This is a genomic window from Paraburkholderia sp. RL18-085-BIA-A (assembly GCF_046027075.1).
GTDB lineage: Bacteria > Pseudomonadota > Gammaproteobacteria > Burkholderiales > Burkholderiaceae > Paraburkholderia.
Genome location: NZ_JARESU010000097.1, coordinates 1 through 23,971, shown reverse-complemented (window position 1 = coordinate 23,971; position 23,971 = coordinate 1). Strand labels below are relative to the sequence as shown.

Below are 23,971 nucleotides of genomic sequence, written 5' to 3'. Positions count from 1 at the left end.
AGCGGTATCGGACCAGCGCGTCTGGGTGGGTGCTCGGGCGCATGAGTAGAATTTTAAAGTCGGCGCAGAAAAGTACTTGCCAAGCGGTGTGGGGCTCCATATAATCTCGTTTCTTCAGGCTCGTAGCTCAGCTGGTTAGAGCACCACCTTGACATGGTGGGGGTCGTTGGTTCGAGTCCAATCGAGCCTACCAACGAAAGAGAAATTCCGGTTTTGCCGGGGTTTCGCAAGCTGCAGTAAGCGCGTTAGGCGCAAAAGGCGAATACGGTTATGACACCGCGAACGTTGACCGAAACCACTTCGGAGCGACGCTAGTCGAGGACCACTTTCGCCAATGTAGTTTGCAGGAAATGTGAATGCGGCCCCTCGAAAGCGGGGCCGCATTTTTTTTGGCTTTTTGACCTTGCTGTATGTGCCACCGCCGGTCGGCACCACGGAGAACACAATGGTTTCGATACGTCTGCCCGACGGTTCTGTTCGACAGTACGAGCATCCGGTGACCGTCGCCGAAGTGGCCGCCTCGATCGGCCCCGGCCTCGCGAAAGCCGCGCTCGGCGGCAAGATCGACGGTGAGCTGGTCGACACGTCCTCGCTGATCGACCAGGACGTGGCGCTCGCCATCGTCACCGAGAAAGATGCAGACGGTCTCGATATCATCCGTCACTCCACGGCACACTTGCTCGCGTACGCGGTAAAGGATCTGTACCCGGAAGCGCAGGTCACGATCGGCCCGGTCATCGACAACGGCTTTTACTACGACTTCGCGTACAACCGTCCCTTCACGCCGGAAGATCTCGAGAAGATCGAAAAGCGCATGCAGGAACTTGCGAAGAAAGACGAGCCGGTCTCACGCCGCGTGGTGTCGCGCGACGAAGCGGTGGACTACTTCAAGAGCATCGGCGAGAAGTACAAGGCGGAGATCATCGAATCGATTCCGTCCACCGACGAAATCAAGCTGTACTCGCACGGCGGCTTCACCGACCTGTGCCGCGGCCCGCATGTGCCGTCCACCGGCAAGCTGAAAGTCTTCAAGCTGATGAAGGTGGCGGGCGCCTACTGGCGCGGTGATTCGAAGAACGAACAATTGCAGCGCATCTACGGTACGGCCTGGACCAGAAAGGAAGACCAGGAAGCGTATCTGCACATGCTCGAAGAGGCGGAGAAGCGCGACCACCGCAAGCTCGGCAAGCAGCTCGATCTGTTTCACATGCAGGACGAGTCGCCGGGCATGGTGTTCTGGCATCCGCGCGGCTGGACGCTGTGGCAGCAGGTCGAGCAGTACATGCGCCGTCGCGTGAACGACGCCGGCTACCTCGAAATCAAGACGCCGATGATCATGGACCGCTCGCTGTGGGAAGCGTCGGGTCACTGGCAGAACTATCGTGAAAACATGTTCACGACGGAATCGGAAAAGCGCGACTACGCGATCAAGCCGATGAACTGCCCCGGTCACGTGCAGGTGTTCAACCACGGCTTGCGCTCGTACCGCGATCTGCCGCTGCGGTACGCGGAGTTTGGTTCGTGCCACCGCAATGAATCGTCGGGCGCGCTGCACGGCCTGATGCGCGTGCGCGGTTTCGTGCAGGACGACGCGCACATTTTCTGTACCGAAGACCAGTTCATCAGCGAATCGATCGCGTTCAATACGCTGGCGATGAGCGTCTACAAGGACTTCGGCTTCGACAATGTCGAGATCAAGCTGTCGCTGCGCCCGGATGCGCGCGCCGGCACCGACGAAACGTGGGACCGCGCGGAGCAGGGTCTGCGCGAGGCGCTGACGGCCTGCGGCGTGACATGGGAAGAGTTGTCGGGCGAGGGCGCGTTCTACGGGCCGAAGGTCGAATATCACATCAAGGACGCGCTTGGCCGCTCGTGGCAATGCGGCACGCTGCAGCTCGATATGGTGCTGCCGGAGCGCCTGGGCGCCGAATATGTCGCCGAGGACAACAGCCGCCGCCGCCCGATCATGCTGCACCGGGCAATCGTCGGTTCGATGGAGCGTTTCCTCGGCATTCTGATCGAGCACCATGCTGGTGCAATGCCTTCGTGGCTCGCGCCGATGCAGGTCGTTGTGATGAATATCGCGGAAAGTCAGACCGAATATGCGCAGTCGCTAGCCCAATCGTTGCAAAAACAAGGGGTTAGAGTAGAGGCCGATTTGCGCAACGAGAAGATTAGCTATAAAATACGCGAGCACACGCTGGAAAAGGTGCCGTACCTGCTGGTAGTCGGCGACAAAGAGCGTGAAGCCCAAACGGTAGCCGTGCGTGCCCGTGGTGGTGTCGACCTTGGCGTAATGCCTCTCGACGCCTTCATTGAGCGTCTGCGCCAGGACGTGCAGTCGTTCAACTGAGCCACTTGGCACTCCGGCTCGTTTTTTTTAATTTTTAGAGGAAACGTAACATCGCTACTGATAAGTCTGCGCACCGCATCAACGGTGAAATTACGGCACCCGAGGTGCGTCTGGTCGGCGTCGAGAACGAACCGCTCGGCATCGTGAAACTCGCTGATGCGTTCCGCATGTCGGAACAGCAAGACGTGGATCTGGTCGAAATCGCTCCGCAAGCGGTCCCGCCGGTTTGCCGTTTGATGGACTACGGCAAGTTCAAGTACCAGGAAGCGAAGAAGCAACACGAGGCGAAGCTCAAGCAGAAGGTCATCCAGGTCAAGGAAGTCAAATTCCGTCCGGGTACCGACGACGGCGATTACAACGTCAAGCTGCGCAACCTCATCCGCTTCCTCGAGGACGGCGACAAGACGAAAATCACGTTACGTTTCCGTGGCCGCGAAATGGCCCACCAGGAAATCGGTATGCGCATGCTCGAGCGTTTGCGCACGGACCTCGACGAAGTCGGTCAGGTCGAGCAAATGCCGAAAATGGAAGGGCGCCAGATGATCATGGTGCTCGCCCCGAAGAAAAAGAAGTAAGCGGGTGGAGCAGCTGCGCGCCAAATGGTGCGCGCTCCGGCGGCGACAGTTTGAAACGATGCGGTGCTGGGGTCCGGCGCGGTATCGGCAGGTTTCGGAACGGTGTGCGTGCAAGTGCGCGCCGCTTCCTGAAAAGCGGCCGCCGGCAGTACTGGCGGTTTGCATACCAAGTGGAATGGGTTTCGAAGGGCGGGTTATGGCCATCTGGCCGACCGCACACCCATATCCATCTAATAATGGAGTTGTCATGCCGAAGATGAAGACCAAGAAGAGTGCTGCAAAGCGCTTCGTGGTGCGTCCGGGCGGTACCGTCAAGCGCGGTCAGGCCTTCAAGCGCCACATTCTTACCAAGAAGACCACCAAGAACAAACGCCATCTGCGCGGTTCGACGGCAGTTCATGATTCCGATCTGAACTCCGTGCGCGCAATGCTGCCGTTCGCTTAACCCTTAACCGAAACTCATAGGAGCGAAACATGCCTCGAGTAAAACGTGGGGTTACCGCACGGGCCCGTCACAAGAAGATCATCAAGCTGGCCAAGGGTTACCGCGGCCGTCGCAATAACGTCTATCGCATCGCCAAGCAGGCGGTCATGCGCGCAGGCCAATACGCCTACCGCGATCGCCGCAACAAGAAGCGTGTGTTCCGCGCATTGTGGATCACGCGTATCAACGCGGCGGTGCGTCAGCACGACATGACGTACAGCGTGTTCATCAACGGCCTGAAGAAGGCTTCGATCGAACTCGACCGCAAGGTGCTGGCCGATATGGCTGTGTTCGACAAGGCTGCTTTTGCTGCGATCGTTCAGCAGGTGAAAGCCGCCGTTGCAGCCTGATTGCGCTTCTGGCAATTAAAACTGCGTGGTTCGTTGCAGCGAACATCCGGTAGTCTCGGTGACGCTGCAACAAAAACGGGGCTCCTCACCGAGCCCCGTTTTTGTTGGTAGAACCAGTTTTGTTTCGATAGAACACTGACGTTGAAATGATGGGATCAATGGATCTGGACCAGATTGTCGCCGACGCGCAAAAAGCCTTCGCAGAAGCCTCCGACGTCACCACCCTCGAGAACGAGAAAGCACGCTTTCTCGGTAAATCGGGTGCGCTGACCGAGCTGTTGAAGGGCCTTGGAAAACTCGATCCCGAAACGCGCAAGACCGAAGGCGCTCGGATCAACCTCGTCAAGCAACAAGTGGAAGCCGCATTGACGGCCCGCCGTCAGGCGCTCGCCGACGCGCTGCTGAATCAGCGCCTTGCCGCTGAGGCCATCGACGTCACGCTGCCCGGCCGCGGCACCGACGCAGGCAGCCTGCACCCGGTGATGCGCACATGGGAGCGAGTCGAACAGATTTTCCGTTCGATCGGATTCGACGTGGCCGACGGCCCCGAAATCGAGACCGACTGGTACAACTTCACCTCGCTGAACAGCCCGGAAAATCATCCGGCGCGTTCGATGCAGGACACCTTCTACGTCGACGGCAAGGATGCCGACGGCCGCCAGCTGCTGTTGCGCACGCATACGAGCCCGATGCAGGTGCGCTACGCGCGCACCAACACGCCGCCGATCAAGGTCATCGTGCCGGGCCGCACCTACCGTGTGGACAGCGACGCCACGCATTCGCCGATGTTCAACCAGGTCGAAGGCCTGTGGATCGCCGAGAACATCAGCTTTGCGGATCTGAAGGGCGTCTACACCGACTTCCTGAAAAAATTCTTCGAACGCGACGACATTCTCGTGCGCTTCCGTCCGTCGTATTTTCCGTTCACCGAACCGTCGGCCGAGATCGACATGCTGTTCGAAACGGGCAAGAACGCCGGCAAGTGGCTCGAAATTTCGGGTTCGGGCCAGGTTCACCCCACGGTGATCCGCAACATGGGCCTCGACCCGGAGCGCTACATCGGCTTTGCTTTCGGCAGCGGCCTCGAGCGGCTGACGATGTTGCGTTACGGCGTGCAAGACCTGCGTCTGTTCTTCGAAAACGACCTGCGTTTCCTGCGTCAATTCGCGTGAACCGGCGCGTACGAACGCGACAAGCATAGAGCGCGGCACCGCACGCAGTGTGTGCCGCCAGCAGCGTCCCCGGCAGTGCGCGGTGATTCGGGCCAACATCGAATCGCGGGGCGCTACGGCCCGGACGTGGACCTAACCTGATCAGAACGTACACAGAACCATGCAATTTCCGGAATCCTGGCTGAGAACCTTTGTCGATCCGCAACTGACGACCGACGAACTATCGCACGCATTGACGATGGCCGGTCTCGAAGTCGAAGACCTGCGGCCGGCCGCGCCGCCGACCTCGAAGATCGTCGTCGGCCAGGTGCTGGAAGTCGTCAAACACCCGGACGCGGACAAGCTCAACGTGTGTCAGGTCGACGCCGGCACGGGCGCGACGCTGAACATCGTGTGCGGTGCGCCGAATGTGGCGCCGGGCATCAAGGTGCCGGTCGCGCTGGTTGGCGCGCAACTGCCGCCGGCTGAAGAAGGCGGCGCGCCGTTCGCGATCAAACTGTCGAAGCTGCGCGGCGTGGAAAGCCAGGGCATGTTGTGTTCCGCACGCGAGCTGAAGCTCTCGGACGACCATAGCGGCCTGATGATCCTGCCGGAAGCGACGCCGATCGGCCAGGACATCCGTGAAACGCTCAACCTCGACGACACCATTTTCGAAATCAAGCTGACGCCGAACAAGGCGGACTGCCTGTCGGTGTTCGGCGTGGCGCGCGAAACTTCGGCGATCACCGGCGCACTGTTGCGTCCGCTCGAAATCAAGCCGGTTGAAGTGAAGCTCGGCGAAACGCTGCCTGTCAAAATCTCGGCGCCCGATCTGTGCGGCCGCTTCTCGGGGCGCGTGATTCGCGGCGTGAACGCGCGTGCGAAGTCGCCGCAATGGATCGTCGAGCGCCTGGAGCGTTCGGGCCAGCGCAGTATCTCCGCGCTCGTCGACATCTCGAACTACGTGATGCTCGAACTGGGCCGTCCGTCGCACGTGTTCGATCTCGACAAGATCCACGGCGGTATGGACGTGCGTTGGGGCCGCAAGGGCGAAACGCTCAAGCTGTTGAACGGCAACACCGTCGAGCTCGACGAAAGCGTCGGCGTGATCGCCGACGAGCAGCACATCGAAAGTCTCGCGGGCATCATGGGCGGCGACAGCACGGCCGTCACGCTCGACACCACCAACATCTATCTCGAAGCCGCGTTCTGGTGGCCGGATAGCATTCGTGGCCGCTCGCGCAAATACAATTTCTCGACCGATGCCGGCCATCGTTTCGAGCGCGGTGTCGACTATGCGACCACCGTCGACCATATCGAACGCATCACGCAGTTGATCCTCGACATCTGCGGCGGCGCAGCCGGCCCGGTCGACGATCAGATCGTCAACGTACCGCAGCGCGAGCCCGTGAAAATGCGTGTGTCGCGTGCGAACCGCATCATCGGTATTGCGATCGGCGCGGACGAAATCGCGCAGATCTTCACGCGCCTCGGCCTCACGTTCGAGCGCAATGGCGACACGTTCTCGGTGATACCGCCGTCGTACCGTTTCGACATCGAAATCGAAGAAGACCTGATCGAAGAAGTCGCGCGCATCTACGGCTTCGAGAAGATTCCCGCGCGTCCGCCTGTTGCGGCCAGCGAAATGCTCGCGACCAATGAAACGCAGCGCTCGATCCACGTGATCCGCCACGCGCTCGCCGCGCGCGATTACGCGGAAACGGTGAACTTCAGTTTCGTCGACGCCGAGTGGGAGCAGGACTTCGCCGGCAACGACCAGCCGGTTCGTCTGCTTAATCCGATTGCGAGCCAGTTATCGGTGATGCGCACCACACTGTTCGGCAGCCTGATTCACGTGCTGCGCACGAACCTGAATCGCCGCGCGGCGGATCGCGTACGGGTGTTCGAAGCCGGCCGCGTATTCCTGCAGGATCCGTCGATCAAGGCCGGTGAGCTGACGGTCGAGGGCTTCTCACAGCCGAAAATGATCGGCGCGCTCGCCTACGGTCCCGCGCTCGACGAGCAGTGGGGCGCGCCGGCGCGCACGGTCGACTACTTCGACGTGAAGGGCGATCTGGAAGCGCTGGTGGCGCCGGCAGTGGCGCGTTTCGTGAAAGCGGAACATCCGGCACTGCATCCGGGACGCAGCGCGCGCGTCGAAGTAAATGGCCGCGCAGTGGGCTGGATCGGCGAATTGCATCCGCGCTGGATGCAAAAATATGATTTACCGCATGCGCCGATTCTGTTTGAAATCGAAGCGGAAGCATTAATGCAGCGAGTATTGCCGACCCCGGCGGAAGTTTCTAAATTCCCGCCGGTTCGTCGCGATATTGCAGTGGTCGTCGATCAGAAAATCGAAGTCCAGGCGCTGCTCGACGAGCTTCACAAGGCCCAGTCCGAACCCGCCTGCAAGAGCGTTCAGAGGGTTGCGCTTTTCGACGAATTCCGTCCAAAATCAAACACTTCCGGTGGCCTGGCCGCTCACGAGAAAAGCCTTGCGTTCCGTGTGACCTTGCAAGATACTGGCGGAACCCTTCAGGATGAAACGGTCGATCTGGCCATTCAAACTCTGGTGGAACGTCTGGCTCGAGTATATGGCGCACGGTTGCGCGGATAACCCGCATTTAACAATTGCACGGCTGTTTCCGCACCCTTTGTTTTTTGCTTGGCGCGCCATTTGATAGATATGAATGAAATGAACTCGAGTGATTTCGAAGCCCTTCTTACGGCGCAACGTAGCGCCATGATTCGCGATATTCCGACATCACCCGCCGTCGTTTCCGCTGAAACGCCGACGCTCACCAAGGCGGAGCTTGCCGAGTTGCTGTTCGACAATGTCGGGCTCAACAAGCGGGAAGCGAAAGACATGGTCGAAGCGTTCTTCGAGGTGATCCGCGATGCGCTGGAGAGTGGCGACAGCGTGAAGCTGTCGGGGTTCGGCAACTTTCAGTTGCGTGACAAGCCCCAGCGTCCCGGCAGAAACCCGAAGACCGGCGAGGCGATTCCAATCGCCGCGCGTCGCGTTGTGACGTTCCATGCAAGTCAAAAGCTGAAAGCGCTGGTCGAAAACGGCGCTGAAGCGAGCTTGACGCGCTGATCGACTGGCGCGTTCGTGCGCAACCCACTACGACGGCTAACTGACGATGACAGCGACGATCGAAAAAGTCGTCTTGCCTCCGATCCCGGCGAAGCGATACTTCACGATCGGTGAGGTTAGCGAACTATGCGGCGTGAAACCGCATGTGTTGCGTTACTGGGAGCAGGAGTTCACGCAGTTGAGGCCGGTCAAGCGGCGCGGCAACCGGCGGTATTACCAGCACCACGAGGTGCTGTTGATCCGGCGGATCCGTGAGTTGCTGTACGAGCAGGGCTTCACGATCAACGGCGCGCGCAACCGGCTCGATTCGCATGGTGGCGCGCCTGGGGCGCAGGGTGCATCGGTCGAGGAAGGCGAGGGTGGTGAGCTGGCCGCGCAGGCGCAGGCCGCAACAAGCACCGCAGTGGACGTCGAGCAGTTACGCAAGGAACTGCTGCACGTGATCAATTTGTTGAGTCATTAGTTCGATTTGATCGCACGAAACGGTTCTAATCGAATGAAGTGTCTGTTATAATTTTGTGCTGTTCGGGGCGTAGCGCAGCCTGGTAGCGTACCTGCATGGGGTGCAGGTGGTCGGAGGTTCAAATCCTCTCGCCCCGACCAAAGAAATCAAGGCCTTACAAGCAATGCTTGTAAGGCCTTTTTCGTTTGGGGCGGATTTTGCCCCCACGTTTGCCCCCACACGACGGACGGCTCTTGCGGGAACGGAGCGGAATTCTAGATGGAGGAGAAGGGGCAGTCTGTGCATGTTCCTCGAGAGTTCCGGGCAAGTCAGGCCCGCTCATACGTCGGTGCGTGCGCTACGCTGCAGTCATCCAGCTATAGCGATAACTCACGGTCATTTCTGACGGCGTCGAAGGGGGGACTAGCCAACCGAATACAGGTCGGCCAGACGAGAATTAGATCATACGATTAGGACTCCGATGTAGTGATCATCGGATCGTCGCCGGATTTGCACTCGGTCCTGACTATGGATGCCGCACAGTCGTCTTTAATGAGACGGCGAGCGCGGAGAGATAACCAGTCGTGATCTAGCGGATATGCACTGTTCGACGCATGTTTTTTGCTGTTCTGTACGCGGGTCCGCTTGTTTCCATGCGGCGGACTCATAATCCGTCTCCGATAGGACACCGGTCGCGTGCGATCCACGTGACTCACAGGGGATCACGTTGGCCGACATGTTGTGCCGAGTCTTTGATGGCAACTGCAAGGCCATTATTACTTCGCCTCCATTGGCTTTATCGGCGTCCGTGGGTTGTATTTTCGTCGGGTTCCAATTTCAGGTGGCGATTTTCATCAATGACGTAATGCGTTGATTATAAGTAGATACGTTGCTTGGTTGAGCGGATGATATCCGTATTGATATACGATTTCACGTGTGGTGCCGATACTCAGAGCTCACATGCCACGCCAGCCCTGCGTCGTAGGCTAGCCGTGGCGTCTCGGGCAGAATCACGGAATTTCTTCCCGGACCCATAGTCGTCGGTAGGACTCGGTAGTTGGTAATCATGTCATTCCGCTTCACCAAGAAATTGCGCCATGTTACTCCGATAGCGGTTCTGAAATTTGACGGCGCGAATTGGCGGTGCCACGAGCCTTGCGGGACGGAGACATAGCTTGACGCTGCACCCCACCTCCAATGAATGATCCGGGAACTATTGCATCCACCGGTTGAATCCGCCGATGCCGAGCGGACATCAAAGTGCCGGAGCGCTCGGAAAAACTAGAATGATGGCCCGGTTCATATCGAGGAATGCGATCGTGCGGTTGTTCCGCCGCACTGACCCTCCGGCTGGATCAACCCGTATTTCTACCCGGGACCGCGTGCAAATCGGGTCTGACATTGCTGTTCGCGATCAGCCAGTTGCCTTACCAGACAATGGTGTTGCTTCAGCGGCAGCCTGCGAGGCGAACGGATTACCCGATTGCCTTCTCCACCTTGTTCCGCAAGGTACCGATTTTTTCGATCTGGACCTCACAGATGTCGCCGGCTTTCATAAAAATCGGCGGCGTGCGGGAGAAGCCCACACCTGAAGGTGTGCCGGTGGCAATGACGTCGCCTGGCTTCAACGGTACGAGTGCGGACGCATAAGCGATGATTTGCGCGACACCGAAGATCAGGTGGCGCGTATTGCTGTCCTGAAGGGTCTTGCCATTGAGCAAAAGCTTGATGTCAAGGCAACTCGGATCGGGGATCTCGTCTGCCGTGACAAGCCATGGACCGAGGCCACCGGTTTGCCAGAAATTCTTTCCTGAGGTGACCTGGCTCGAATGATATTGCCAGTCGCGCACGCTGCCGTCGTTGAAGCAGGTATATCCGGCCACATGGCTCAACGCGTCGGCTTCGTCGATATAGCGCCCACCTTTTCCGATGACCACGGCCAGTTCTGCTTCGTAGTCGAATTCGTCCGATACCTTGGGTATCTGCAGAGGCTGGTCATGCGCGACCAGCGATTCCGGAAAACGGGGAAACAGCGATGGGTGCTTCGGTTTCGGGCGCGCGATGCCGGCATCCTGGACCTCCTTCAAATGGTCCGCATAGTTGACGCCGACACAATAGAAATGGGCAGGGTCCGGGATAAGTGGCAGGAAGGCCACGTCGCCGAGAGCGTGGTCGGGTTGCGCCCCGTCGAGTTCAGCTGCTGCGGCAAGCTTCCCGGCCTCGAGCAATTAGCGCAAGCCGTTCACACCGAGCCGCCTGCCGATGTCGACGACACCGTCATCAACGAGCGCCCCTAGACGGGCAGCGCCTTCGAACTCGTAAGACAGAAGTTTCATGTTATCTCCATTTCGTCGATTGAGGCGACGAGTTTGCCGGCACTATCCCGGACGTTTGCCATAGATACCGATACGCAAGCACGGTGAACGAATAGCTGTTACGGGACGGCTCAGGCTTCTCGATCGGCGACTGTTGTCTTGCCGGCGATATCGCGGAGCAGATCGTTTAATCCGTCGGAAAGAAATCGTGTGGTTTCCTGATCAACGACCCGGCCGTTCCGTATTTTTTCATGCGCCATGCCGATGACAATCTGCGGACGCAATACGAGTAAGGCAGCGTTCGAGAGCAGCGTTTCGTTGAGCTGCGCCTGTGCTCTCACACCTCCCGTGAAGGCCGGCGATGCCGAGAGCGTCAGCACGGATTTCCCCTTCAGCTTTGATTTTCCGTAGGGTCTGGACGCCCAGTCCAGCGCGTTCTTCAGAACGCCAGACATGCCGTAGTTGTATTCCGGCGTGACGATCACCAGGCCTGCCGCGCGCTCGATTGCCTGCCGCAAGGCAGCCACCGGCTGGGGAGGCGATTCATTATCGAGATCCTGGTTGTACAAGGGCACAGCATCGAGCGGAAAAATTTCCAGTGTCGCTCGGCTCTCAGCGGCATCGACGATGTTTTGCAGGATCGCAGTGCAGTGCGAGGCCTTACGCAAACTTCCCGAGATTCCAAGTAAAACGGGTCGATCAGACATTCCAAGTTCTCCAGTTCTGTTGTCAGCGAATCGTGCAGCCGCCAGTTTATTCCCAAAATAGGGAATAGTTCAACTGAAATCCGGAGACTTCCGCGGAAGCCGCATTTCTCTTCGCCGTCGAGGCTGGTGTTCCGTGAGGCAGGACAGTCAGCGAAGGAGGTGAGTATCGCCTTGACATATTCCCAGTATGGGGAATATATTGCACGAAAGCACGGGCGACCGGTGTCGTTCACGGTCTTGATGGGCTACGTGTTGCGGGCTGTTCAGAACAGCGACCGATGAAGGCATCGGTCCAATGCAAAGAAGTGGAGATAAGGATGAGGATGACTGAAGAAACAGGATTGGAACGAAGCGAGCTGGATCAGAAAAATCCCTACGGCATGATCTTCGAACAGGACGTTCCCATTCCCGTAAGCGATGGGCTCGTTCTGCGTGCAAACGTATTCCGTCCGGACGCAGAAGGCAACTTTCCCGTGATCATGGCGCAGGGCGTATACGGCAAGGATCTCCATTTCGAGGACGGCTTCAAGACGCAATGGGATCAGCTAATCAGCGTATATCCGGACCTCTGCAGTAACGGCTCCACAGGCAAATATCTTCGCTGGGAAACGGCCGATCCTGAACGTTGGGTTCCTGATGGTTTTGTGATCATCCAGATTGATTCGAGGGGAAGCGGAAAGTCGCCCGGCTACCTGGATCCCCGCTCGCCGCGCGAGATCGTGGACTACTACGACGCCATCGAATGGGCGGCCCGGCAACCCTGGTCGAATGGCAAGATCGGCTTGCTGGGCATTTCCTACTACGCCGTGACACAGTGGCGCGTCGCGACATTGAGACCGCCTCATTTGGCAGCGATCTGTCCTTGGGAGGGTTATACCGACTACTACCGCGACAGCACGCATCACGGCGGCATCCTGAGCAGCGGCTTCGCCAATTACTGGTGGCCGAAGCAATGTCTCGCCGTGCAGCACGGCAACGGTGCCTCACCGCATCGGGAACGGGAAACCGGCAAGCGTGTCACCGGCGAAGAGACATTGAGTGAACAGGAACTCATCGCCAATCGCACTGACTACGTCGCCGATATTCTGCGGCACTCGCTGGATAGCGCCTGGTGGCGCGAACGAACGCCAGTGCTCGATCGTATTGAGGTGCCGGTCCTGTCGGCCGGCAACTGGGGTGGCCCCGGCATGCATCTACGCGGGAGTATCGAGGGTTTTCTCGGAGCGGGTTCGCAGCAGAAGTGGCTCTCCCTGCACGTCGGCAAGCACTGGGAGGGGTTCTATCTTCCCGAATACGTCGCAATGCAGAAACGCTTCTTCAATCATTTTTTGCGCGATGAGCAGAACGGCTGGCAGAACGAGCCTCAAGTGCGGATCGTTGTGCGCGATCCACGAGGCGATCGGGTGCGCACAGCGTCGTCGTTCCCACTGCCGGAGACGCAACTTACGCGCCACTACCTCGACGTCGCGTCGGGCAAGCTCTCCACCGATTGTCCCGCAGAGGAGTGCATCGCGATTTTCGACGCGATGGGAGACGGGGTGAGCTTCACGACAGCACCTTTTGCAGTCGATACCGAATTTACCGGCTTCATCACGGCTCATCTATGCGTGTCTTCATCGACGAAAGACATGGACCTATTTGCCGTCTTGCGTATCGTCGATGCGGCCGGCAAGGAGCTCGTCATCAATGGTGCGCACGAAGCGTCTCCCGTGTCGCGCGGCTGGCTGCGCGTGTCGCATCGCAGGCTCGATCCACAGCGGAGCAATGCGCTACGTCCCTTCCACGCGCATGACCGGGTAGAACCGTTGGTGCCGGGTGAGTTCTATGAAGTGGACGTCGAGATCTGGCCAACATCGATGGTCTTTCCGAAGGGCTATCGATTGGTGTTGACCATTATGGGTAAGGATTTTGAGTTCCCAGACATTTCCGGCCGGATCCTGCACAAGCATGCATTCGACCGCGGCAGCACCACCTTCGAGGGCAGCAGTCGCATTTTGACCGGCGGGACGCGCGCGTCCTATCTGACGCTCCCCCACATCCCCAGCACTAACAATTGCGAGGAATAGACGATGCAGATTCGAAGGGTAGTCACCGGACACAAGCCGAACGGCGAGGCCACGATACTGATCGATGAACCGTCGAACGATGTTGTCAGCTTCCGTCCAGGCGCCACGGTCTGCAATATCTGGTCGGCAGCGATGCCGGCCGATAACGACGACCCCAACGACGGAGCGAAACAGATCGTGGGCACTGCGATGAAAGGGCGCTCGGTCTTCCGTGTCATCGAATATGCGCCAGGCGTTGCGCCGCGTAATCATCGGACCGATTCGATCGACTACGCCATCGTACTGTCCGGTGAAATCACGATGGAAATCGATCAAGAGGCCGCGGTGCTGCGCGCTGGCGATGTGCTCGTGCAGCGCGGCACGATTCACAACTGGGTTAACCGAGGTGATGCGCCATGTGTCATCGCCTTTGTTCTGATCGATGCCGCGCCGGTGACGATCGCGGGCGACGAGATGACCGCGGTCGGATGACGCAAAGACACCGGTCGTCGGTACTGACCACCTGCCGGTGATTCGCAGCCGCGTTGCCTGCATGATTCGCAAATTTATGAATGAAGATCCTCAGCAGTTGAACACTTTGATAGGAACTATGATGAAGCCGATTAGGCGGGTGCTGATTGTGGGTGGAGGCATCGGCGGTCTGTCATTGGCCGTCGCATTGGGGCGCCGGGGGATTCAGTCTGAGATCGTCGAGATCAAGTCTGAACACAACGTCTACGGTGTGGGCATTATCCAGCCCGGTAATGCGCTGCGTGCGTTGAACGGTCTTGGCCTGATGGAGCGCTGCCTCGCCGAAGGGCATCAGATCGACTACTACGTGATGAACGACAGCGACGGCGAGTTCATTGCCAGGATGAAACTGCTGCGGATAGCCAGTCCGGATATCCCGGCCGTCAACGGTTTGCCGCGCACGGCGCTGCACCGCATCCTGACGGAGACGGCTACCGCTCTGGGCGCGAGGATTCGCCTGGGGTTAAGCGTGCAGGCGCTTGAACAGGTCGGCGACGAGGTAGATGTCACCCTGACCGATGGTTCACGGGAGAAATACGATCTCGTCGTGGGAGCAGACGGCATCCGCTCGCGGGTCCGGACGTTGCTATTCGGTAATCAGTTTGACCCTCAATACACGGGCCACGGTGTCTGGCGTTTTACGACCACCCGGCCCGCTGAGATCGACCATCAGATCATGTATTTCGGTGTGGGAGTTAAAGCGGGGATCATGCCGGTCTCCAAGGACCAGATGTATCTCCTGCTGGTCACCAACGAACCCGGCAATCCGCGGTTCGAAGCCGATCAGCTTCCGCGCCTGCTGCGCGAACGCCTGCAATCATTTACTGTGCCTCTCGTCAGACAGATCCGCGAACAGATCGAAGACCCGGCACGCGTCATCTATGGGCCGATTGAGGAGGTCATCATTCCATCGCCCTGGTACCGAGGCAGTGTGCTGCTAATCGGTGATGCCGCGCATGCCTCCGGTCCACACGTGTCGCAGGGAGCGACCATGGCGATCGAGGACGCCGTCGTGCTGGCGGAGTTGATCGCGGAGGGTGAGGGCGTGGAGAAAACGCTCGCGAGGTTCATGGAACGCCGCTATGAGCGTTGCAAATTCGTGCAGGACATCTCGCGCCAGATCGGACAGGACGGTAATCTCGACGACCCCGTCCTTTGCGAACTGCGCAATGAGCGAATGCGCGCTGCCTTCCAGGACCCGCAGCCGCGGCCGCACGAACGGCGCCTCGCGGAGCCGATCTAGATAGTGTCGGAGAACGGTGAAGGGAGCATGTTCACCGGTCATCGCTTGCGCGGCGTTCGCGCGGCTGCCGATGACTTGTCCTTGCTTTTGTCGCTTGTCGCTACGTCGATCGCGGCGGAGCCCATCACCAGATCGGTGACGAAGTCGCAAAATCGTTCCTTGAATGCGGGGGCGTCGACTTCGTTTCCGAACAGTGCTGTGAAGACAGGTTTCGCGCTGAACATGAATTCGCAAAGCGCGGCAATCGAAACGTGAATGAACCGCGCGTCCAATGGATAGGCTTGTCCGGTAGCGTGTTCCCCGCTCAGGAGTGTCTGCAATTCGCCGATGGAATGCCGGAACCTGTCGAGCGCGGCATCCCGCTCCGGGCCGATCGTGTTGAAGAGATAGTCGACCACCAGACGATGGTAGTGCGGATTGCTCCCGAAAAAGTCCAAAAAGATCGAGATGCGTAGACGCAGGCGATCTCTGACGGAACCGTCGCGGACATTAGAGGCGATGAAGCGGTTGCGCAGTTCCTCCGTGATCTGGATGGCGACCACCTTGAGAAGATCCGGCATCTGGCCGAAGTAGTAGCGGATCAACCGCTTGTCGATGCCTGCGAGGAGCGCCACCTGCTGGAACGTGATCTCCCCCGGCGGTACGGTTTTCAGCGTCTCCCGCGCCGCGGCCAGGATAGCTTCCTTGCCGACGGCCCCAGACGTGGACGGGCGGCCCTGGGGGCGTCGAGTCTTTTCAGTTTTTCGAGCTGGCATATCCGGGTGGTTCTTTTCCTGGTGGTGAAAGGTAATCGTACTCGGGGGATTGGAGCATCGCAGCGGAATTATGCCCAATCCGCGATTGTAGTGAGGACGAGGTTGGCGGTATCCGTAGTCGAAGCATATTGACATTTCCCACAAATGGGAATTAAATCATTGACAGTGTTTAGCGGATAGGAGAGAAAGTCAATGCTCGAGCTTTATCACACGGTGAATTCCGTCTGCGCCCAGAAAGTCAGGATCGAACTGGCAGAAAAGAACCTGGAGTGGGAAAGCCATCAGATGACCTTACGCGGCGACCAGTTCGACGAGGCCTACCTCAAGCTCAATCCGAACGGTGTGGTTCCGACGTTGATCCATGACGGACAGCCCGTCATCGAATCGTCGGTCATCCTCTACTATCTGGAGGACTGTTTTCCTGACGTGCGGTTGATGCCGGAAGACCCGACGGATCGCGTTACCGTGCGGCTGTTCAACAAGTTCATTGACGAGTACGTGCACAACGCGTGCACGGTGCTGACTTTTGCTATCGCATTCCGGACGCGTTTCCAGAAAATGGATCCGGTCAACCGAGAAAGCTATCTATCGGGCGCACCGAACCAGAAGCGTTCCGACTACAAGCGCGATGTGATAGCCCAAGGCCTGGACTCGAAATTCTGTGTCGAGGCAGTCGGGCATTTCATCAAGCTATTGCAGTGGATCGAACGTGCAACGCTCGATCATGACTATCTGGCCGGCGACGAATTATCGCTCGCGGATATCGCGGTCATACCCTATGTGATCCGTCTGGACATGTTGCGCCTCGCGCCAATGTTGCATTCCTATCCTCATGTGGCGGCATGGTGCGAGCGCACGCGAAAGCGCCCGGCGGTCGAGCGCGCAATCGTCAGCAGCATGACGGCGGTGGATCGGGCGCCGTTCGAGGAGATTTCCGTGGATCCCTGGCCAGCCATCGTCCGCATGGTGGGACAAGCTTAGATTCATTCATCGTCGGAATCGACGTTCAACAATAACTGCCCTCGTCGACGGGCAGACGATATCAGGAGACTTGACGTGTTGACGGTAAAAGCAATTGTTCCCACTGAGGAGCATGCAACCCATTCGCCGGCAACAGCGGCCGATGCCAATCATGCGGCCGCTGCGGCAGAAATCACCGCACGTATCGAAAGGCTGCCGTTCTCGTCCTGGCATGTGCGCCTGGTTACCGTGGTCGGTATCGCGCATCTGCTCGATGCGTTCGACTCGCTGGCCATTGCGCTCGTGTTGCCTGTACTGGTCGAACTCTGGCACTTTTCCCCGGGTCAGGTCGGGCTGGTTTTTTCCATCGGGTATCTCGGGCAGATCGTCGGAGCGATCGGCTTGAGCTGGTTGTCGGAACGTTTCGGGCGTCTTCGTGTACTGCGTCTCGCGCTGGGTATCATGGCCGTTCTTAGCCTGGCGACCGCCTTCGCCGGCAGCTACATGACCTTCGTTATCCTGCGCCTGATCCAGGGGCTGGGACTCGGCGGCGAAGTACCGGTTGCCGCCACCCTGGTCAACGAACTAACGCCGGCCCGTTTTCGTGGCCGCGTTATCAGTTCGTTACAGAGCATATTCGCGGCCGGTCTTTTTCTGACGTCATTCGCCGCGGTCTGGCTGATTCCGCAGTTTGGCTGGAAATCGATGTTCTACCTGGGCGCGCTGCCGGGCTTGCTGATCTTTGTGATTGGCGGCGTGGTCCCGGAATCGCCGCGATGGCTCGCGTTGCGAGGCAGGATCGATGAGGCCACCGCAGCCACGGAGCGTATCGAGACGGCCATATCGAAGCAGGGCACGCGACCCCTTCCTGCAGTCGGCCCGCTCACACTTCATCCGATGCGGCGGCATGGCCGCTTTGCGGATCTGTTCCGCAACGGCTATGCGGTTCGTACCGTCTGCATCTGGGTCCTGATGTTCTGCATTTCCGCATGTGGCAATGCGCTGATCACCTGGCTGCCGACGATCTACAAGACCGTTTATCACGTCACCCTCACCAACACGTTCCTGTTGAGCAGCGTGCTGGGCATCGCGGGCCTGTCTGGTGCCATTACGAGCGTTCTCGTGATCGACAGCATCGGCCGTCGCCGCACTTTCATGTTGTCGTTGTTCGGTAGCGCCGTGCCACTGATCGTGCTGGGGTTGGTCGGGCAGGTGCCGATGCTCGCGGTGGTGTCGTTGCTGACGGTGAGCAACTACCTGCTCGCGATCGGGCTCGGCAGTATCCATGCCTATGCCACTGAAATTTATCCGACCCGCATGCGGGCGCTAGGTGCAGGCGCAGCCATGGCCTGGCTGCGTATCGCTCAGGTGGTGAGTCCGCTTGTGATTGGGACACTCCTTAGCCACATCGGCGTTGGTGCGGTGTTTCTCTTTCTTGCCGCGATGGGGTTGATCGGTGGACTGACGGTCGCCGTTGCCGCGATCGAAACCAAGGGCCGCATTCTCGAAGAAATCTCCGTTTGAAGCTGTCTTTGTGACAGCGTGGCCGCTTCGGAGAATTGGAATAAGCGGCTTTTTTCGCGTTCTTGAATGGAGGCACAAATGGCTATATTGGGTGTGCAAACAGTGGTGTTCGGCGTCGACGATATGACGCGCTGCACACAGTTCTTCGATGATTTTGGTCTGGTAAGAGAAGATACCGATACCGTAGAGTACAAACTGCGCGAAGGTTCGAACGTGGTTCTGCGACAAGGTACAGATTCCTCGCTGCCGCCATCTTTCGGTTCGGGTCCTGGTGTCCGGCAGGTTATCTGGGGAGTCGATAGCCAGGAAAGCCTCGACGCGATCGAGACTGACCTGCGTCGTGACCGTGCCGTCGAAAAAGACGCTCACGGGCGGATTTATTGTCTCGACGATGCCGGGTTGTCGATCGGGTTTGGTCTCTTCGAGCGCCAACCGCTGATCTCGGACGAGGAACTGGTCAACTCGCCTGGCCGCTCGCTGCGCTGGAATCGCCACCGTAAATGGTTCAGGCGCGCGGCGCCTCAGCTCATCCATCATGTCGTCTTTGCCTGCCCGGATTACGAGAAGGCGGCGCGGTTCTATCGGGATCGACTTAAGTTCCGCGTAACGGATGTTTCACGCGATCGCGGCATATTTCTTCGAGCCGACGGGCGGTCCGATCATCACAACCTGTTCTGGCTAAAAGACACGCGTGCCCGATTTGTCCATATCTCGTTCGGGGTCGAAAATCTGGATGAGCTTGTGGCTGGTGCGAATCATATGCAACGCACGGGCTGGACAAGCAACCTGGGGCTGGGGCGGCATCGGCTTTCCTCGACGATCTACGCTTACATCAACAGTCCAGCAGGCGGTGAGGCCGAGTATTCGGCTGATACCGACTGTCTGGACGATCGCTGGCAACCGAGGATCTGGAACCCGCCGTTTGCAAATCAGCATTGGGTTGCGAATCTGCCGGAGTTTCTGATCAAGCATCCCGAGGAAGATGTGAGGCTGCTGGCCGAGATCGATCCCGAACTGGCCAGCATTCCGGAGTAGCCGGAAGATTTGCTTCAGAACGGCCAGCCTCAAAACAATCGAGCAGGCAGCCGTTCATCGGGGGGGCGGCTAGAACGAGTGCCGGATTCCAAGCATGCTGCCCACCTGACTCATACCCTTGCCTGGCGTGGACGCTCCGCCGCCGCTTACGGAATAAGCGGCGTTGGCGCTGTTCTGCAGAAAACCAAGTTGCGCATACACTGCCGTGCGTGGCGACAAAAGGTAGGTGGTGCGGGCCACTTCCATGGTTGCTCGGGTATCTTGCTGGCGATCGACAATCCGCTGCAGCAGCATGTCGAAAAACAGCGCCGGCGACATCTGATAGTCCGCTTCCACCGCATATTGATTCGACGTGATGGTGGGTGTTGTCATTGAGGCCGAGTTCACATGACGATTCAGCCATACTGCCCCGAAGGTGAACTTGCCCACCTTCGCATACCCGTCCAGAACCAGACGCGAGTCCCGATTGCCGCTGCTTGTCAGGGCTACGGGTGTCAGGCCATTGAACAGGCTGGCCGCTGCACCTGGACCACCATTCTGACGGTCGTAGCTCGCAGCGGCCCCCCAGTTTCTGGTGTCGTATTTCAGCAGGAGCGACCATTCCCGGCATGCCGCGGCATTGCCGGGAACACTACCTGCGCACGTCCCCTCTCCGGGCGTATTGAATCCGTTTGCCGGCGACGCATCCCGACCAAACGAGTAGCTCGCGCCGACTGTCAGACCTCCAACGTGCTTCTGATAAACGACCGTATTGTCGCTGCGAGGATTCGCAATCCATGCATCGAGCGAGGCCAGTCCATAGATATTGGTGCCAACAAGATCAGCGGGTTGCAGCGACCAGAACAACATTGAATACTGGCGACCGAAGGTCAACGCACCGAGCGGACCGTCAATCCCGGCAAAGGCTTGTCTGCCGAACAACCGGCCACCCTGATTGAGGCTGCCGGTGCCGGTTGCAAAACCGCTTTCGAGTGTGAATACCGCGTTGTAGCCGTCGCCGAGCGGCTCCGAGCCTTTCAGACCCCACCGTGAGGGTAGCTCGCCCGTGGTGCCAGGCATCCGCACGAGCGAACCGCCCGTCGGGTTCGCGTGATTCACGTATTCAATGCCCGTATCGATGATTCCGTATAGCGTGACACTCTGGGCGCGGGCCGCACTACACCACGTTGAAGCGAGCGCAGCTACGATAACGCCTGAGATCGCTGTGATCCGATTCATGCCTGTCTCCAATGCATATTTTAATAGTACTAATTGATGTGAAGCGGTCTAAAAAGCATTTCACCCGTACGTCTGGCGACCTCCGGACTTTTCGGGTCTCCTTGGTGCGTGGTGGGCCACTGGTACTTTCTCTATCGAGAAACTTCGCTGAAGATGCGATTACAGTTCTCGAGACCGAAGCGCGCGAGACAGCGGTGCTGAATCCGATCGCATGCGCAAAGCCGTGCTTCGCATCACGAGTTGGATTGCATCGATGGAATTTATATTCCTACAATGGGGAATTGTCAATTGACTGGTTGGGAAGGATTTCCCTTAGAAGCTGTTGCGAAATTAGTTAATGAATGGCTTTAACCTGCTCCAGCAAATCAGCGAACATGCGAGCGACAGGAAGGCCTCGTGTACGTGGGCATATCGTTCATAGCGAATCTTCAGGCGTCTAACGGAATGGAGCCAGGCAATCGAGCGTTCGACGACCCAGCGCGTTCTGCCCAGTCCGCTGCCATGGGGCGCGCCGATTTTCGCGAGCACGGGTGTGATGCCGCATTCCCGGAGGCGCTGCCGATGTGGTTCGGAACTGTAGCCCCGGTCGCCCTGAACGATTCGTGGCTTGCGCAGGGGACGGCCCTGCTTGCCGCGAATGTGAGGAATCGCGGCAACCAGTGCATCAAGCTGGGTAATGTCGTGGCGGTTCGCGCCGGTCAGGATGACCGCGAGCGGGATGCCTTGCGCGTCGACGATGAGGTGGTGCTTGCTGCCGAGCTTGCGCCGGTCCGTTGGGTTCGGGCCGGTTTTTTTCCCGCCAGCATCGCGCGTACGGATGAACTGTCGACGATGGCGCGCGCCAGGTCGAGCTGGCCGCGACGACGTAGCTCGGCCAGCAGCGTCTCGTGGATACGTTGCCAGACTCCGGCCTCCTGCCATGCCACCAGCCGTCGCCAGCAGGCGGTGCCCGATCCACAGCCCATCTCCTGCGGCAGGAGATTCCAGGCGATGCCTGAGCGCAGCACAAATATGATGCCGGTGAGCACTGCGCGCTCCGGCGTCGGCTTGCGCCCGGCGTATTGGCGATTGCGCGGTGTCCTCGCGGGCAGTAACGGTTCGATGAGAGACCACAGTTCGTCGTCTATGAGCTCTTTAGCCATCGCTTCCTGTTGGACAAAACAAGACAGGAAGTTAACACCGAGCGGAAAAAGTTAACAGCCCTTATGGGTAATTTCGCAACAGCTTCTAAGTCAAGGACGCGTGTTCGATGCACGCTCCGATCCATTACCGCGACCGGCATTTCGAGCCGGCACAACTGCAACTGCTCATGCAGTTCGAGCGGAATCCAGACGCTCCGGGCCAATCTACCCTTGCCAGTCGTCCGGTAGATAACCCCATCGAGCAGCCTTAAGAACAAATCACTGCGCCAGGGGTGATCCGGCTCCGGAGCAAGTTCGTGCGCCTCGCGCAACTCGATCAACTCGGACGCACGCAAGCCGTAGCGGAATGCGATGCGCGTACCAAGGGCATTATGTGGTGCCTGACGGGGAGCAACCTGCTCCATCTCTTCGTGCATGTATGCCCGCCCATCGGTGAACGTCGGAATCTCCGCGTCGAACATCGGAAGCGTCACAGTGAACACGAGGCCGAGCGCCTGCCGGTGCAGGTCCATTGTCTTTTGACGTCAACGGACGCCTTCCTCTAGCAGGTACTCTTCTAGCTCCGCGCGGATGATGGGCGCACCAATACTTATTCCACTCGCGATGCGCCACATCAGAAACTCCCGGACGCACTGCTCGAAGTCGCGCGCAGTGCCGACCGACACGATCATGTGTTTGGTCAATTCACCGAGCGCGGACTTCGTCTGTCCCAGTGCGATCACGGACGAAACCAGCGCTCGCGCCAAACCCTGAGCCGAGGGCTTTCTTTTGGCGCGGGTCATTTCGTCTTCTCTCACGCGAAGTTGATCCCGAGGTCTTTAAGGAATCGGTGGACGGTCGACTTGTGTGCCTTGATGCCGAAACGCTCGCCAATTTTTTTGGAGAGCTGTTGGGAGAACGGTCCCTTCGATTGCCTTTATGGAGGGGGCGTGAGCAGTTGGACGGGACTGCATTGGCGAGCAGTCCTGTTTTTTTCGATGGGAGGGGTATGGCGCGGAATTTAAGCGCCAATTGCGCGTGCTTGGTTTGAAATTCGTTGACAACGAGGTTGCCGGGAGATGGGAAATTCACTTGAACGTGCTGCCCAGGATCGTGGATGTCCTCTACGAGCAGGGGTTGAAGCTGCGGGAGAGCGGAAAACCTCAGACAGAGGCATAGCGAGACTATTTTTCAGGCAATTTATGCACAGAACCTGCCGCACGAAAAGATGCATCTGATCTGGAGTGAACTCGGATACTGGGTGTCGTGGGTCGGCAAGCCGGCAATGCTCCATCCTCTCGAATACTACTGGCAGGAGTACGAATTCCAGCCGGATGGTGAAGGAGTTGACGTCGCGACCGGCATGTAACGTGGCATGGTGGGGCCAGGAGAAGGTCGAGACCGCGCGTCAGGGAACCGGTCTCGTGCCGCGTCTGCAACGCGTCTGGAAAACGCTTGGGTGAGAGGGTTTGGGATCGCGTTGCTGTAGTGCATCCACTCTGAAGCACGATCAACCCGGGTCCGCCACGATGCCGTATGACATTCGGTCTTGGATGACGGCGTCGCCGATCCGGCGGGACGGAAAGAGGCGCACCGGATCGTCCGATAACGCAAGCAGCGCCTGCAGGCGGCGCTGCGCGAAATCGCTGCGATAAATTTTCGTGGGACTTGCTGTTTTTCGTCTCGTGCAGGACCCAGACGCGTGCCCATAGGTCAATATCAGCCTTTGCGGCGCCGGTGAGTTCGCCAATGCGGCAGCAGATCGAGAGTGTCATCCACACGGCGTGAGACGTCGAATCCAGAAGGTTGGCGGCGGCAAGCCGGCCGTCGTCGTGGAGCAGGTGCCGTGCGAATCAATCAGGGTGTCAACTGCAAAAGGGCCCGCGCTTCAGCAGCCGTTGCGACCGTACGTCCATATTCACCGCAAAGATCGGCAACCTGTTTCACCAGTGCGGCATTGGAAGGGGCCAACGTATTTTTGTCGAGGCGCACGTTGTCTTCCAGACCAGTGCGGCAATGTCCGCCCATCTCAAGCGACCAGCGTACAAGTGTGAGCTGTTCGCGC

At 58.6% G+C, this 23,971-nt stretch carries 23 protein-coding genes and 2 tRNA genes; 17 read left to right on the top strand and 8 right to left on the bottom strand.

Annotated features, from left to right (window positions below):
• Positions 1–116 precede the first annotated feature (116 nt).
• From P0D89_RS37900 to P0D89_RS37855, 10 genes are all read left to right on the top strand, one after another.
• Positions 117–193 (top strand) — tRNA-Val (locus P0D89_RS37900).
• A 252-nt stretch (positions 194–445) separates the two neighbouring features.
• Positions 446–2,353 (top strand): threonine--tRNA ligase, encoded by a 1,908-nt coding sequence (thrS, locus tag P0D89_RS37895; RefSeq protein ID WP_408366560.1) that lies wholly within the window; start codon positions 446–448, stop codon positions 2,351–2,353.
• Positions 2,354–2,403: 50 nt separating this feature from the next.
• A complete protein-coding gene (gene infC, locus P0D89_RS37890) occupies positions 2,404–2,928 on the top strand; it encodes a translation initiation factor IF-3 (protein WP_073430551.1) in 525 nt (174 codons plus the stop codon).
• Between the two features lie 247 nt (positions 2,929–3,175).
• Complete coding sequence (gene rpmI, locus P0D89_RS37885; protein ID WP_006052501.1) at positions 3,176–3,373, top strand: 50S ribosomal protein L35; 198 nt, start codon at positions 3,176–3,178, stop codon at positions 3,371–3,373.
• 29 nt (positions 3,374–3,402) lie between these two features.
• Positions 3,403–3,762, top strand: a complete 360-nt coding sequence (gene rplT / locus P0D89_RS37880) for a 50S ribosomal protein L20 (RefSeq protein WP_006052502.1) — start codon at positions 3,403–3,405, stop codon at positions 3,760–3,762.
• Positions 3,763–3,920: 158 nt separating this feature from the next.
• Positions 3,921–4,934: a phenylalanine--tRNA ligase subunit alpha gene (gene pheS / locus P0D89_RS37875; RefSeq protein ID WP_408366558.1), complete on the top strand. Its 1,014-nt coding sequence runs from the start codon at positions 3,921–3,923 to the stop codon at positions 4,932–4,934.
• Positions 4,935–5,094: 160 nt separating this feature from the next.
• Positions 5,095–7,530: a phenylalanine--tRNA ligase subunit beta gene (gene pheT, locus P0D89_RS37870; RefSeq protein ID WP_408366556.1), complete on the top strand. Its 2,436-nt coding sequence runs from the start codon at positions 5,095–5,097 to the stop codon at positions 7,528–7,530.
• 69 nt (positions 7,531–7,599) lie between these two features.
• Complete coding sequence (locus tag P0D89_RS37865; protein ID WP_408366576.1) at positions 7,600–8,010, top strand: integration host factor subunit alpha; 411 nt, start codon at positions 7,600–7,602, stop codon at positions 8,008–8,010.
• A 46-nt stretch (positions 8,011–8,056) separates the two neighbouring features.
• Positions 8,057–8,473: a MerR family transcriptional regulator gene (locus P0D89_RS37860; RefSeq protein ID WP_408366554.1), complete on the top strand. Its 417-nt coding sequence runs from the start codon at positions 8,057–8,059 to the stop codon at positions 8,471–8,473.
• Between the two features lie 63 nt (positions 8,474–8,536).
• Positions 8,537–8,613, top strand: a tRNA-Pro gene (locus P0D89_RS37855).
• A 1,314-nt stretch (positions 8,614–9,927) separates the two neighbouring features.
• Here P0D89_RS37855 and P0D89_RS37850 read toward each other — a convergent pair.
• Together P0D89_RS37850 and P0D89_RS37845 are read right to left on the bottom strand one after the other, a co-directional pair.
• Positions 9,928–10,680: a fumarylacetoacetate hydrolase family protein gene (locus P0D89_RS37850; protein ID WP_408378096.1), complete on the bottom strand. Its 753-nt coding sequence runs from the start codon at positions 10,678–10,680 to the stop codon at positions 9,928–9,930.
• Positions 10,681–10,898: 218 nt separating this feature from the next.
• Positions 10,899–11,474: an NADPH-dependent FMN reductase gene (locus tag P0D89_RS37845; RefSeq protein ID WP_408366550.1), complete on the bottom strand. Its 576-nt coding sequence runs from the start codon at positions 11,472–11,474 to the stop codon at positions 10,899–10,901.
• A 323-nt stretch (positions 11,475–11,797) separates the two neighbouring features.
• Between P0D89_RS37845 and P0D89_RS37840 the strand changes: the two genes are divergently transcribed.
• The 3 genes from P0D89_RS37840 to P0D89_RS37830 all read left to right on the top strand — a co-directional run bounded on the left by P0D89_RS37840 (position 11,798) and on the right by P0D89_RS37830 (position 15,293).
• Entirely contained in the window at positions 11,798–13,540 is a 1,743-nt protein-coding gene (locus P0D89_RS37840) for a CocE/NonD family hydrolase (RefSeq protein WP_408366548.1), read from the top strand.
• A gap of 132 nt (positions 13,541–13,672) precedes the next feature.
• On the top strand, positions 13,673–14,011 hold the full coding sequence (locus P0D89_RS37835; protein WP_408366546.1) for a cupin domain-containing protein: 339 nt from the start codon (positions 13,673–13,675) through the stop codon (positions 14,009–14,011).
• Positions 14,012–14,129: 118 nt separating this feature from the next.
• On the top strand, positions 14,130–15,293 hold the full coding sequence (locus P0D89_RS37830) for an FAD-dependent monooxygenase (RefSeq protein WP_408378093.1): 1,164 nt from the start codon (positions 14,130–14,132) through the stop codon (positions 15,291–15,293).
• A 38-nt stretch (positions 15,294–15,331) separates the two neighbouring features.
• Here the strand turns inward: P0D89_RS37830 and P0D89_RS37825 are convergent, their stop codons facing one another.
• Positions 15,332–16,048: a TetR/AcrR family transcriptional regulator gene (locus tag P0D89_RS37825; RefSeq protein ID WP_408366542.1), complete on the bottom strand. Its 717-nt coding sequence runs from the start codon at positions 16,046–16,048 to the stop codon at positions 15,332–15,334.
• A gap of 192 nt (positions 16,049–16,240) precedes the next feature.
• Here P0D89_RS37825 and P0D89_RS37820 point away from each other — a divergent pair, with 192 nt between their 5' ends.
• From P0D89_RS37820 to P0D89_RS37810, 3 genes are all read left to right on the top strand, one after another.
• Positions 16,241–17,029: a glutathione S-transferase family protein gene (locus tag P0D89_RS37820; protein WP_408366540.1), complete on the top strand. Its 789-nt coding sequence runs from the start codon at positions 16,241–16,243 to the stop codon at positions 17,027–17,029.
• 75 nt (positions 17,030–17,104) lie between these two features.
• Positions 17,105–18,532, top strand: a complete 1,428-nt coding sequence (locus tag P0D89_RS37815; RefSeq protein WP_408366538.1) for an MFS transporter — start codon at positions 17,105–17,107, stop codon at positions 18,530–18,532.
• Between the two features lie 78 nt (positions 18,533–18,610).
• Positions 18,611–19,567, top strand: coding sequence for a VOC family protein (locus P0D89_RS37810; RefSeq protein WP_408366536.1), 957 nt, complete (start codon positions 18,611–18,613; stop codon positions 19,565–19,567).
• A 69-nt stretch (positions 19,568–19,636) separates the two neighbouring features.
• Here P0D89_RS37810 and P0D89_RS37805 read toward each other — a convergent pair whose 3' ends face one another.
• The 4 genes from P0D89_RS37805 to P0D89_RS37790 form a co-directional block, all read right to left on the bottom strand.
• Complete coding sequence (locus P0D89_RS37805; RefSeq protein ID WP_408366534.1) at positions 19,637–20,785, bottom strand: porin; 1,149 nt, start codon at positions 20,783–20,785, stop codon at positions 19,637–19,639.
• Positions 20,786–21,115: 330 nt separating this feature from the next.
• Positions 21,116–21,927, bottom strand: a protein-coding gene (locus P0D89_RS37800; RefSeq protein ID WP_408366532.1) for an IS5 family transposase whose coding sequence is annotated in 2 segments (ribosomal slippage) — positions 21,116–21,588 and positions 21,588–21,927 — 813 coding nt in all. Because the reading frame shifts where the segments join, the coding sequence is not laid out codon by codon here.
• The gene (locus P0D89_RS37795; RefSeq protein ID WP_408366530.1) at positions 21,909–22,439 is read right to left on the bottom strand and encodes a hypothetical protein; all 531 of its coding nucleotides are present in this window, start codon (positions 22,437–22,439) and stop codon (positions 21,909–21,911) included. The genes P0D89_RS37800 and P0D89_RS37795 overlap by 19 nt, the downstream gene beginning before the upstream one ends.
• Before the next feature lie 12 nt (positions 22,440–22,451).
• Positions 22,452–22,709, bottom strand: a complete 258-nt coding sequence (locus P0D89_RS37790; RefSeq protein WP_408366528.1) for a hypothetical protein — start codon at positions 22,707–22,709, stop codon at positions 22,452–22,454.
• Positions 22,710–23,134: 425 nt separating this feature from the next.
• Here P0D89_RS37790 and P0D89_RS37785 point away from each other — a divergent pair, with 425 nt between their 5' ends.
• Positions 23,135–23,275 carry a hypothetical protein gene (locus P0D89_RS37785; protein ID WP_408366526.1) on the top strand — a complete coding sequence of 47 codons (141 nt, stop codon included), beginning with the start codon at positions 23,135–23,137 and terminating at the stop codon, positions 23,273–23,275.
• A gap of 488 nt (positions 23,276–23,763) precedes the next feature.
• Here P0D89_RS37785 and P0D89_RS37780 read toward each other — a convergent pair.
• Positions 23,764–23,971: 3-keto-5-aminohexanoate cleavage protein (locus P0D89_RS37780; protein ID WP_408366524.1), on the bottom strand; the 208-nt coding region annotated here is incomplete at its 5' end.

Bases quoted from the DNA above. Each gene is read 5' to 3' on its own strand.
- thrS (WP_408366560.1), top strand. From the start codon at position 446: ATGGTTTCGATACGTCTGCCCGACGGTTCTGTTCGACAGTACGAGCAT.
- rpmI (WP_006052501.1), top strand. From the start codon at position 3,176: ATGCCGAAGATGAAGACCAAGAAGAGTGCTGCAAAGCGCTTCGTGGTG.
- rplT (WP_006052502.1), top strand. From the start codon at position 3,403: ATGCCTCGAGTAAAACGTGGGGTTACCGCACGGGCCCGTCACAAGAAG.
- pheS (WP_408366558.1), top strand. From the start codon at position 3,921: ATGGATCTGGACCAGATTGTCGCCGACGCGCAAAAAGCCTTCGCAGAA.
- pheT (WP_408366556.1), top strand. From the start codon at position 5,095: ATGCAATTTCCGGAATCCTGGCTGAGAACCTTTGTCGATCCGCAACTG.
- P0D89_RS37865 (WP_408366576.1), top strand. From the start codon at position 7,600: ATGAATGAAATGAACTCGAGTGATTTCGAAGCCCTTCTTACGGCGCAA.
- P0D89_RS37860 (WP_408366554.1), top strand. From the start codon at position 8,057: ATGACAGCGACGATCGAAAAAGTCGTCTTGCCTCCGATCCCGGCGAAG.
- P0D89_RS37845 (WP_408366550.1), bottom strand. From the start codon at position 11,474: ATGTCTGATCGACCCGTTTTACTTGGAATCTCGGGAAGTTTGCGTAAG.
- P0D89_RS37840 (WP_408366548.1), top strand. From the start codon at position 11,798: ATGACTGAAGAAACAGGATTGGAACGAAGCGAGCTGGATCAGAAAAAT.
- P0D89_RS37835 (WP_408366546.1), top strand. From the start codon at position 13,673: ATGCCGGCCGATAACGACGACCCCAACGACGGAGCGAAACAGATCGTG.
- P0D89_RS37830 (WP_408378093.1), top strand. From the start codon at position 14,130: ATGATGAAGCCGATTAGGCGGGTGCTGATTGTGGGTGGAGGCATCGGC.
- P0D89_RS37825 (WP_408366542.1), bottom strand. From the start codon at position 16,048: ATGCCAGCTCGAAAAACTGAAAAGACTCGACGCCCCCAGGGCCGCCCG.
- P0D89_RS37820 (WP_408366540.1), top strand. From the start codon at position 16,241: ATGCTCGAGCTTTATCACACGGTGAATTCCGTCTGCGCCCAGAAAGTC.
- P0D89_RS37810 (WP_408366536.1), top strand. From the start codon at position 18,611: ATGGCTATATTGGGTGTGCAAACAGTGGTGTTCGGCGTCGACGATATG.
- P0D89_RS37805 (WP_408366534.1), bottom strand. From the start codon at position 20,785: ATGAATCGGATCACAGCGATCTCAGGCGTTATCGTAGCTGCGCTCGCT.
- P0D89_RS37795 (WP_408366530.1), bottom strand. From the start codon at position 22,439: ATGGACCTGCACCGGCAGGCGCTCGGCCTCGTGTTCACTGTGACGCTT.
- P0D89_RS37790 (WP_408366528.1), bottom strand. From the start codon at position 22,709: ATGACCCGCGCCAAAAGAAAGCCCTCGGCTCAGGGTTTGGCGCGAGCG.
- P0D89_RS37785 (WP_408366526.1), top strand. From the start codon at position 23,135: ATGCATCTGATCTGGAGTGAACTCGGATACTGGGTGTCGTGGGTCGGC.